Origin of the sequence: Bradyrhizobium sp. LA6.1, from assembly GCF_040547805.1 — a bacterium.
In the GTDB taxonomy this organism is placed as follows: Bacteria; Pseudomonadota; Alphaproteobacteria; order Rhizobiales; family Xanthobacteraceae; genus Bradyrhizobium; species Bradyrhizobium barranii.
The window spans coordinates 1-10,491 of the sequence record NZ_JBEPQK010000044.1 but is presented as its reverse complement, the minus strand read 5'-3'; the positions used below and the strand labels follow the sequence as shown (position 1 = coordinate 10,491).

Genomic DNA, 10,491 nt, shown 5'->3' with positions numbered 1-10,491 from the left:
CTGCTGCCATGGAATTGGCGCTCTGCCATCCGGAACGTTGATCAAGCCGCCTGAGCCGAAAATGACCCGCGCGCGGTCTTCGCCGGATGCTTACGATTGAACTCACGCTGACCATTCATCACGGTGCGCAACACCGGAAAGCCACGCATGTTGCCATTATTGAGGATCTTGACGATCTCGGACCGTTCATCGCTGAAGCGGAAATCCGCCTCGTCAAAGATCAGCGTCCCTCGAAACGCGTCCAGCGTGTGGAAGATCGGCGAGACGGTCGAGGCTCCGCTCGCAAAGAATGGCTTGTAGCAGAGCGATCCGATTGTCAGGAGGGATCGGGTCTTACCTGTACCGAAGTCTCCCCGAAGCCGGAGGTACGGCAATTCGTTGAAGGCGTCATACAGCCAGCTCAGGAGCACATAGTGGCAGGCAACCTGCTCGAAAATTGGAGTGAGGTCGGCATATCGGTGGATAAAGCCGGCGATCTCGAAGATGAGGCTCTGCTCGCTTTCGTAAATCCGGGGCTCCGAAGGAAGCAGAACCACCTCATTCTTGATGAGATTATTATTTGGGGAGAATGGGACAAGCCGTTGTCCCGCCACGTCGACGGACCTGCCAAGTGTCCAACGCCCTGCAGAATACGTACCGAGGAGCGTGGTCCGCTCCTCTGGTCGGTACACGAGTTCAATCAGGGTACCGTCTTGGAGCACATCGGAAACCGTCGGTACGGCGCGTCCACGGTCATTGCGGCCTGCAGTGGCATCGTTCATGCTCCAACGATTGCAGATCATGGCGAGCGCGGCGAGGCCCGGAGCTGTGCCTCGTCTGGCACATTCACGAGCCTTGGCCGGAACGTCTCCTACTCTTAGCCTATGGGCATATGGAGGGAATAACAGTTCATATCGGCTGGGAGTATTTCCTAGGACTCTTAGGCGCACTGGTAGCCGTGGCGTGGTACTCGAACGGCCGATTTACAGCCCTGGAAACGTCGATGGACTGGGTCAAGAATATGCTGCTGGATTTGAAGAAGTCGATTGATGATGCAAGTGCTAAAGCGCGTGGCGACTCGACTGGAGATAGGGCCAAAGCCCCCGAACCGCTCAAACAACAAACGCTTTGGTAAGCCGAGCTTGAGGAAAGGCAGAACCTTGGCGACCGCAGTAGGACAACTTCATTCTTGTAGGGTTGACATTCTGAGAGAATGGGACGCGATTTACATCGTTTGCGAAGTCGTTCCATCCCGCAACGTCCAACACGGCCGAAACGGCTGTGCCGCCGCCGCTAATTTGCAAAACGACACTTCGCCGCGTGAGTCTCGGACGTGCTCGATATCCGTCGCGAACGAAAGTCCTTTTACATCAACTGCGTGAAAATGGAATAAGGAGCTTGCCTGGTACGGGAGCGTGACGGCAGGAGGCGCATCGAGGTGGTCGGCTTCCGGGCCTCCGCCGCCTCACCCAGCGCCCAGCCCTGAAGAACGGGGTCACACCTGTCGAGCGCGTAAACTGAATTGAAATACGGCGCCCCGCGGTTCATTTGCGCCGACCCAAAGCCGTCCTCCGTGCGCCTCGATGATCGAAAGGCAGATAGCCAGACCCATGCCCATGCCCTCCACTTTGGTGGTGTAGAAGGGCTCGAACAGGCGATGGACGATGGTCTCGTCAACTCCCGGACCGTTATCCCGCACGGCGACAAGAATGCCGCTTGCGGCATCCGAGGTCGTGCTGATTCGCAGCTCTCGCCCTCCATCATCGAGCGAGTTAATTGCTTCGATCGCATTGAGGATCAGGTTCAAGACAACCTGTTGCAGTTGAACGCGATGGCCTTCGACGAGCGGCAAGCCCGTGGCGAGGTCGGCCTGCAGGGAAATGCCATGTCTGAGCAGTTCGGCCCGGACGATGGCGATGACATCCAGGATGACATTATTGACATCAATGCTCTCCTTCGGCGCCGGCGCCTTCTTAATCAGAGCACGGACCCAATTGATGACCTCTTCGGCTCGATTGGCGTCCGTGATGATGGCTGCGAGCGCCCGCCGTACCTCTCCGATATTTGGAGGTTGGGAGCCTAGCCAGCTGATTGCGGCCTCTGCGTTGCAGATCATGGCGGTGATCGGCTTGCTTATTTCGTGGGCGACCGACGCGGTAACCTGACCCATTGCTGCCGCGCGATTGGCATGTGTCAGCTCCCCCTGCATCTCGCGGAAAGTCTCCGCGACCCGCCTGCGTTCGGTGATGTCGCGGCTCAGAGAGATGACCAGTCGCTGCCCGCCTTGACAGAACTCACGCATGCGGATTTCAACGGGAAACACGGTGCCGTCCTTTCGGCGATAGCAACTCTCCCGCGTTGCGATGCACCCAGCCGTGAGGCGCCCGCGGTCAAGCCGCCAGTTCATTTCATTTAACTCCAGGTCGAAGACGGATTGGGTGGTGCCAATCAGTTCGTCCCGGCTGTAGCCCAGGCTCTCGCAAGCATTTCGGTTCACATCGAGAACGTAGCCGTCGTCGTCGTGGAGCATGAACAAGTCTGTCGCATGATCCACGAAGGTGCGGAAACGGGCCTCGCTCTCCCGCAGCGCATGTTCGGTGCGCTTCCGCTCCGTGATGTGGCGCCCGACGCCGCGGTAGCCTGTGAAGCGCCCATTCGAGTCAAAAACGGGCAGCCCGGAGACCGAGACATGGCATTTGCCGCCCTCGGGCGTAGGGCGCGCGAGTTCGAAATCGCGGAACGGCAGGTGCGCATCGAGCGTCTCCCGGTGCTTACGCCAATCCTCTGCGCCGGGCTCCAAATAGGGCACTTCCCAGCGCGTCTTGCCGATCTCGGAAACCGGAGGCTCGGCAAGCGTCTCAGCGAACTCCTGGCGGACGAAGCGATGCTGCGCATCGGTTTCCCAGTACACATCAAAGGAAAATCGCACCAGGGTACGGAAGCGTTCCTCGCTCTCGCGTAGTGCATCTTCGGCGCGCTTGCGCGCGCCCTTGGAGTTGCCGAAGACGAAGACTTTGCCGTCGGCCGGCTCGCCCCGCCTTTTCAAAAAGGGAGCACGCACGATCTTGATAAGTATACTCACAACCTCTTGCCACTTGCCGGCAATCTGAGAGGGCATTTGAGCCGGGTTTTGCACGGCCTACCTTGCTGCTGAAGTGCGATGGCCCAAAGGACACATCCCTTGCGATAGACGCCAGAGGTTGTCCGCGCTGGAGTGGCAGGCGGCTCCATTGGTCGCCAATGGTGCGCGGTGGGGCAAACTAGCTTCCCGGAGCCGAATGTCGATTAGGAACAGTCGCCTGACGACTATACCTACGTATGCGACAGCTTCTCGAGCGTCGCGCCGTACTTAGCGATGACGAGCCCGACTTGTGGTGCGGTTTGCGCCGCAGCCCCCTTGTGGATCGCGTCGTCGCCGGACTCGTAACTCGGTCGGGCTACGCCCTTCCTGGGTCACGCGCCCGCCGAGGCTCTCTCATCATGATTGACGCTGCACTTCCATCCTGATTGCTGCGCCGCATCGCTAGTCGGGCGTTCGCGATCCGATAGGACCAGGGTTGCCTGGGGCGGTAACTGTCGAAAAAATCTTCTCTACTTCGAGACGTATCGTGCCGTGGCATTCACACGCCGCCGCTGCGAGTCGAAATGGGTCAACCTCGATGTGGCCTCGCCGATCAGATCGAATTGCTCCGGACGAACGTAGATTGCGCATTAGGAGCGTCACCGTTGTTCGTCGCACGCCCAGTATCTCCGATAGTGCTTCCTGAGTCAGCGGCAGGACATCAGTGTCGATACGGTCGCGAAAATTAAGCAACCAGCGTGCCATCCGGGCTTGCACCGGATGGAGTGCGTTGCAGGCTCCGCCGAGCTGAAGCTGCACCAGCATCGCCGTGATGTGGCTCTGGACCGCATGCCGGATCGCCGGGCTCCGACTAAAAGCGGCGTGAAAGCGCGAGACGGGAATCAGCGAGGCAGTGCCTGCTGCGCGAACGACGGCCGTGATGGCGGAGGGCGAGGAGCCCAGCACGGAAAGTGTGCCTAGAGCGCCCTCGCACCCGACTACAGCACTAGCAACGGTCTGCCCATTCGCCATGTCGATCATGAGAGAGATGACGCCGCTGTGAGGGAAGACGACATGCTCGACCTGGTCCCCCATTCGCGACAGCAGCGCATCCTGATCGAGTGCGACCCTCTTCAGATCCGGCGCGAGGAGAGCGAAGTCTCCTGACGGCAGTGCTGCCAAAAGGCAGTTACCGATCCCGCCAGCGCGCGTCACCGCAGATGACCCTTACGACGCTCAAGTCCGGCTTGTGTTCGTATAACGTGATTCAACGGCCTGCACACGGCTTCGTTCTCCTCAACAACCAAACTCCCTCTCTCAGTGAGCGCCAGCCGACTGTTCTGCTCCCTGCGTCCTCGCTTAGATGCAAGTGCCTGGACAAGACAATTGCGAAATGTGCATGGGTAACACCGTACGGGTAGCTGCTTGTTCCGCCAGGCAAACTTTGAGACTCGCGTCGCAAACTGGCGCGCGTCACCGCAATGTCTTCGCTTGTGAGCGATGATGTGGCCTCGAACGAAAATAAAACGAAAGGTTCCTACGACAGATGAGGGGTGGTTCTCGAAATGCCCGTGTTTGGACTCACGGGAAATTGCCCGGCATCTTTAGCGAGCTTCCGGGCAGGGCCGGCCTCGCGATCTCCAGACCGCTCATTGCCTAATGGTCGACTTGCGAATGCCCACATGGCAAGGGTCGGTTGCGTCCCGGTCCATGCCCGGGCAGTTTGAAGTCAGTATGGACTATGTAGCCGACACGAGCTGTCGGTCGACTCGTCGTAAAGGCCAACTTGCGTTGTCGCTAAGCCTGACTCTCGTCCTATCAACTTCTCACGCCTAGAACGCGTTCTGCAAAGGCTTAAGGTTGCGCCAATGCTTACTATCAACATCAATTGGGCGTGCTTTCTCGCGGCCCTAGGGACGCTGGTCGTGCTGGCGTACTACGCGAATGGACGATTCACGAAGCTGGAGACAAATGTTGAATGACTCAAGAAAGCGATTGAGGCACTCGCGCAGAGCAAACAGGCTCCACGTCCGCGCGAGAGCCGCAGTCTCGTTCTAAGCTAATCGAAGGCGCGCACGCGCTAACCTCGCATGGCGAATGTTGATCGAAGCGCCATGTCCATCGTGGTGCTCGAAGACAAGGGCACACCTTTCCTGGCCCGTAATCCGTCAGTGATCCTCGGGTCAGTGTAGCGTGGCATTGGGCTCTGATGGAGCAGATCGAATTATGTGACCCTTTGTATCGCGACTTACGATCGTTCGCTCATAGCGTGGAGGTGGAAGTTCTATCGTGAATTCGAATGGAATTTCGGGGACGTTCCGATGTTGGACTGCGTTCAAACCATGCCCTTAGTCGGCCTTTCCTTATCAAATGCGAATCGCGAAGCCGGTCCTGATTCGGCGGAGGCGAGCCGGCCTTTGATCCGCCGAGCGATCACTCCTGAAGGTGCCGAGTCCGACGCAAAACCTAGGTGTGTGCGTTTTCGCGGGCCTGGCCGACGCTAACCAAGATCACGACCACACCTTGATGTGGCAAATTCTAACACCTATAGTTGCGGTTTTCATATGGAAGTTTTTGATGATGGTCCGCTTACCCATAGTCGGGGTCATCTCGCCCGAAGGGAAAAGGTCATACTGGGTCGCAGCAGTGACGCCAGAAAAGGCGATGGAAGCGGTCGCGCGGGTCATCCCCGAGGGGTATGCGGCTAGGCTCTTGAAGCACCGCCTGCGCGTAAAACTAGACGCGCTCCGGCCAGGGGAAGTTCAGCAACTTAGGTTCTGATCAGAACAGATGGGTCAGATCGCATTTCTTTTCGCCGGGCTACCCTTCGGGACTACGCCGAGGCTATCCGATGCAGGAATTGAAGAATTTTGCGGGCTTCAAAGATAGAATACTGCAACGGCCTCCTCTGCAGCATGTCCTTGCGAAAGAGAGGATCAATTTCTAGGACGGCTAAGACGCCACTGTTGCACTCGTTGGCTAAGGCCCGCTTTCGACTTCCGTTGTTGGCCCATGCCGACTAACCCGAACACTTCACTCCGGAGAGCGGACACAGCCAAACCGGCGCCGAAGCGGCGCTTTTGACCGACAGCGGCCATTCACTCGCGCGTTCTCCGCAAGCCCCCACGAACGAGCTCGTTCATAAACCTTGAGCAATTTAAGTGGGCCCGCGAAGCACGTCCACGACGTCAAGGCCCGTTTTGCTACCTCTCTAGCAGTGAGCTATCATCGACCACAGAAGGAGCGGGTCTTGTTTCTGGAAGCGCGAGAGGCTCTGTTATGGCTCAATGAGCCGCCCGCGACCGCATGCTGCGCGGTGTCGACATTCTCCACAATGCGGTGAAAGTGACGCTCGGCCCGAAGGGCCGCAACGTCGTCCTCGACAAGTCGTTCGGCGCTCCCCGCATCACCAAGGACGGCGTCACCGTCGCCAAGGAGATCGAACTCGACGACAAGTTCGAGAACATGGGTGCGCAGATGGTGCGCGAAGTCGCTTCCAAGTCCGCTGACGCGGCCGGCACCACCACCGCGACCGTGCTGGCGGCTGCGATCGTCCGTGAAGGCGCCAAGTCGGTTGCCGCCGGCATGAACCCGATGGACCTGAAGCGTCGTCGAAGAGCCGCGGGGACGCTGGCGTCGAGTAAGTCGTCGCGAGCGTCCCATACGCTAGTTGTCAAGGCGTTTTGACGATGAACCTTCCGTCAAAGAGACCCGCGCCCTTGAACGTGCTCTTGACGGTCTCAAACCCGCCCGTGCCAATTGCATTGGCGTAAGCTCCGGTGCCCGAAAGGATCGTATATTCACCTTTCGTTTGGCCCTCTTTGACGGTTCCGGTGTAGCGCGCCGTTATCGATGACCCGTCTTCGAATGTATAGGTGCTGTATCCGAAAATGGGGCCTGAACCTTTGAGCAGGTCGGCAGCGTGGACGAAATCCTTGATCGCAATTCGTCCATCCTTGAAGTAGGCAACGCCGAACATTTTGCCGGACATCACCGCTTCACCTTCGACGTTCGCGACCTCTGTTACTTTCAGATCCAATGGCTTGGTAACAAGCTTGAACTCAAGCACCTGCTCGCCTGCAAACGCAGCCGACGCGAACGTGAGAAGTGCTGCTGACATGACATACGAAGCGGAGCGCACAGTCATGATGGCCTCCCAATAACTAAAAAATGTCCGCGTGTCCTGGGACTACTGACAACTAACACACCAAAGCAATCGCGTGAACATCTTAGATTGTGGCAATGTCGCTGACCAAGGGACATTGAAGCGCCGCCGGGATGCTTCTGCTTGCAGGTTACAGCTCACTAGGCGTGTGATCCAATCTGCCGAGTTGCCCTTGGGAAGTGAACGGCCAGTCTGGCCTCGCGGCGACAGCGCATGCCACTGAGAACGGGCTGCCGTCGGACTAGGGGTCGGGTGTATCCCGATGTCTGCGGCGTGTCCGCTTCTAGGGATAAAGGAAACTTAAACCGGCAATTCAGTCATTTCGCCTTCTGGCCGTATCAGTCAGCTATTGCGGCGCAGCGACATATCCGGAATGGAGGGCAAACAAGAAGTGATTGGCGAGTCGCAAATTGACGCGACTGACCCCGGAGCAGACATTGGCAATCGCGCGGTAGGACACGTTGTGACGAGTGAGTGACGCGGGTCGCAAAACATCCCGCCCCCGAGTCTCGTGACCCAACTGAGACATCGGGGCTCCTCGCCAAGGGAGCTGGTTTTTGTGTTACCTTCACGGGGGGCAACGTATCGTTTCAGGCGCCCGTCGACCTGACGGGACCTTGCGCAGGAAAGGAGGATAATATGATGAAAACACTATCGGTGGCACTCTCTATTCTGGCGGCCGGCGGCGGACTAAGCATCGCGATTGCCCAACAGGCCCCAACGGAGAACAAGGGGATGAAGGCGGAAGCGTTGTCGGGCTTTGCGCTTGGCAAGCAAGGATTGGACGACTTTGCACAGCGTCAGATGCGCGTTCGACAGATCACCATCGAACCAGGCGGAGTTGCCGGCTTTCATAGTCACAAAGACCGTCCTGCGCTGAGCTACATAATGAAGGGTAGCTTGACAGAGCACCGCAAGGGCGGCCCCGACCGGACCTATAAGGCCGGCGAGGTGATCACCGAAAGCACTGATGTTGACCACTGGGCCGAGAACACCTCATCCGAACCAGTCGTCCTCATCAGTGTTGACCTGTTCAAGGAGTGACGCGGCCTTCGCGAGCACAGAGAACGCAACTATTCTCCAAAAAGAACAACTCGTTCCTCGCAGTCCGCTGGTCGAGAATACTGCATTGAAAGCCGCGGCGACGTCCGGGGCTTTGCTTATGGCCACCTCAGCCGCGCTCGTCGTTAGACCTGCAGCGCAATGTCGCCTGCTGGCCCAGATGCGAAGTGGCGACACCTCTCATTGAAGTCCGCTTAGTGGGGCGGAACGGACTAGATTTGCTCACGCTGAGTTCTTCGCATTTTGACCCAACCGGACATCTATTCGGACGACGTAGAACCGACAATTGTCCAAGCGACAACTTGAGAGAGGCGTGAACTAAGTCAGCAACCTTGACTAACTCGAAGCCGCGAAAATCTGCTAGAATAGTGTTTGAAATCCGGGCGTTTGGCCCCTGCGGGGAAGCAACGGTGACGAACTCGGGAGTCTCCAACGACCTACCGGACAAACCGACATCCGATAACGAGCAACCGGACAAAGCGACGTCCGATAAGGAGCAACCGGGGAAACCGCCATCCGATCGCAATCTAAAGAGTCGCCTGCGGGCACGATTGCGGTTGATCGGCGGGGCGCTTGCCTCGATTGCCGCCGTCGGCGCGATCGCGGGTGGCCTCGTCGGCTACTGGAATGTGTGGAAGACGCTGCGCACAGACGTGTTTCCGGAAAGCCAAAAGACGCAGAGGGAGGCTACGGCCCGGCCCGACATTGCTCCCCGTTTGTCTCTCGTTGTTCTGCCATTCGCAAACCTCAACAACGATCCGGAGCAGGACTATTTCGCCGACGCCATTACGACCGATCTGACGACCGACCTCGCGCAAATGCCCGGCGCGTTCGTCATCGGACGCGGAACGGCCTTTACATACAAGAACAAGCAGATCGACTTTAGGACGCTCGGCAAGGACCTTGGCATTCGCTGGGCGGTCCAAGGCGCGGTGCGGCGCAATGGAGATCAGATCCGAGTCAACGTTTCGCTTACTGATCTTCCAAGCGGCCGCGACGTCTGGTCGGATCGTTTCGACGGCGATCGTACGAACCTCGCCGCCTTGCAGGACCAGATCACAGCTCGGCTCGCTCGCTCGCTCAACATTGAACTGATCCAGGCCGAAAGCCGCCGTAGCGAAACGGACCGATCACGCAATCCTGACGCCATGGACTTCAGTATGCGCGGCTGGGCAAAGTTCTACGAGACGCGGCAGAAGACAGAAAATGCTCAGGCAAAGGACTTGTTCGACAGCGCGCTACGGCTCGATCCGGACAACGTTGAGGCCATGGTCGGGAAAGCGCAGTGTTTAGCCGCGGATGTGAACAACGGATGGTCTGCGTCCGTTGTTGAAGACAAAAAGCAAGCGATCGACCTCATCGACAGAGTTCTGTCCAAAAGCTCGGCAAGCGCGAGGGCTCATGCGATCAAGGGAAACATTCTTCTATTTGGACACCCTGAGGAGGCATTGGCTGAATACGATGCTGCCCTCGAAATTGATCCAAATTATCCAACTGCCCACGGTATTAAAGCAATCGCATTGATCGTCTCCGGGCGGGCGCGCGAAGCCTTCTCCCCGGCCCAGTTGGCTCTCCGTCTCAGTCCCAGAGATCCTCTTGCTTTTCTTTGGCGTTACTGGCTCTGCCATGCACACTTGCACCTGCACGAATATGGAGAAGCCATCGAGGAATGCAGGCGCTCGGTCAATCTGAACAACTCGTACTGGTACGCCTATGTAGATTTGGCCTCGGCTTATGGAGCCACGGGGCAATTGGAGCAGGCACGGCAGGCGTTAGCCGAATTGAACAAGGTTCGACCAAACTTCACCGTGCAGGCGTACGGTCAACTTGCTTATGCATTCTCAACTAACCCGCAGTTTCGGCGTGAGCTCGACGATATTCTCGATGGGCTGAGGAAGGGAGGCGTGCGGGAGCAATGAATGAGGTGACAGCTAGACGCCTCTTGACGAGGAGATCTAAAGGAGGGCAGCGAGTGCGCTTGTGGCCCCAACCGGGCGACCCGGCATGACCGCTAGATGTCCGCTCTTTGGGGGGCCAAGCGGACTCGATATGCTCAAAGAGAGTTCTTCGCATTTTGACCCAACTGCGACATTGAGCCAGGCCGGTTCGGGGTCGTGGCCAATGGCTTTCGACATCTGACGTTTGCCAATTCAACTCCCCATCTTTGTGTGTGAAAACGATCAGGGAGTTGACCCAGACAGTTTCACCCGTTCGTCTTTCGATT

The 10,491-nt window shown here is 57.9% G+C and carries 7 protein-coding genes and 1 pseudogene; 4 read left to right on the top strand and 4 right to left on the bottom strand.

The window, feature by feature from the left end:
- Nucleotides 1-41 precede the first annotated feature (41 nt).
- A complete protein-coding gene (locus ABIB99_RS44120; RefSeq protein WP_354182229.1) occupies nt 42-761 on the bottom strand; it encodes a hypothetical protein in 720 nt (239 codons plus the stop codon).
- Nucleotides 762-982: 221 nt separating this feature from the next.
- Here ABIB99_RS44120 and ABIB99_RS44115 point away from each other — a divergent pair, with 221 nt between their 5' ends.
- Nucleotides 983-1,114 (top strand): hypothetical protein, encoded by a 132-nt coding sequence (locus ABIB99_RS44115; RefSeq protein WP_354182227.1) that lies wholly within the window; start codon nt 983-985, stop codon nt 1,112-1,114.
- A 360-nt stretch (nt 1,115-1,474) separates the two neighbouring features.
- On the opposite strand, the gene ABIB99_RS44110 is transcribed toward ABIB99_RS44115, so the two are convergent.
- Both ABIB99_RS44110 and ABIB99_RS44105 read right to left on the bottom strand, forming a co-directional pair.
- Nucleotides 1,475-3,115 carry a PAS domain S-box protein gene (locus ABIB99_RS44110; RefSeq protein ID WP_354182225.1) on the bottom strand — a complete coding sequence of 547 codons (1,641 nt, stop codon included), beginning with the start codon at nt 3,113-3,115 and terminating at the stop codon, nt 1,475-1,477.
- Between the two features lie 387 nt (nt 3,116-3,502).
- Nucleotides 3,503-4,255, bottom strand: coding sequence for a Crp/Fnr family transcriptional regulator (locus ABIB99_RS44105; RefSeq protein ID WP_354182223.1), 753 nt, complete (start codon nt 4,253-4,255; stop codon nt 3,503-3,505).
- A 2,091-nt stretch (nt 4,256-6,346) separates the two neighbouring features.
- Here ABIB99_RS44105 and ABIB99_RS44100 point away from each other — a divergent pair.
- Nucleotides 6,347-6,649: pseudogene (locus ABIB99_RS44100) on the top strand (TCP-1/cpn60 chaperonin family protein); the annotation flags it as partial.
- A gap of 64 nt (nt 6,650-6,713) precedes the next feature.
- Here the strand turns inward: ABIB99_RS44100 and ABIB99_RS44095 are convergent.
- Nucleotides 6,714-7,187, bottom strand: a complete 474-nt coding sequence (locus ABIB99_RS44095) for a hypothetical protein (protein WP_354182221.1) — start codon at nt 7,185-7,187, stop codon at nt 6,714-6,716.
- Nucleotides 7,188-7,844: 657 nt separating this feature from the next.
- Here ABIB99_RS44095 and ABIB99_RS44090 point away from each other — a divergent pair.
- Together ABIB99_RS44090 and ABIB99_RS44085 are read left to right on the top strand one after the other, a co-directional pair.
- Nucleotides 7,845-8,249 carry a cupin domain-containing protein gene (locus ABIB99_RS44090; RefSeq protein WP_354182219.1) on the top strand — a complete coding sequence of 135 codons (405 nt, stop codon included), beginning with the start codon at nt 7,845-7,847 and terminating at the stop codon, nt 8,247-8,249.
- 428 nt (nt 8,250-8,677) lie between these two features.
- Nucleotides 8,678-10,186 carry a tetratricopeptide repeat protein gene (locus ABIB99_RS44085; RefSeq protein WP_354182216.1) on the top strand — a complete coding sequence of 503 codons (1,509 nt, stop codon included), beginning with the start codon at nt 8,678-8,680 and terminating at the stop codon, nt 10,184-10,186.
- Nucleotides 10,187-10,491 lie beyond the last annotated feature (305 nt).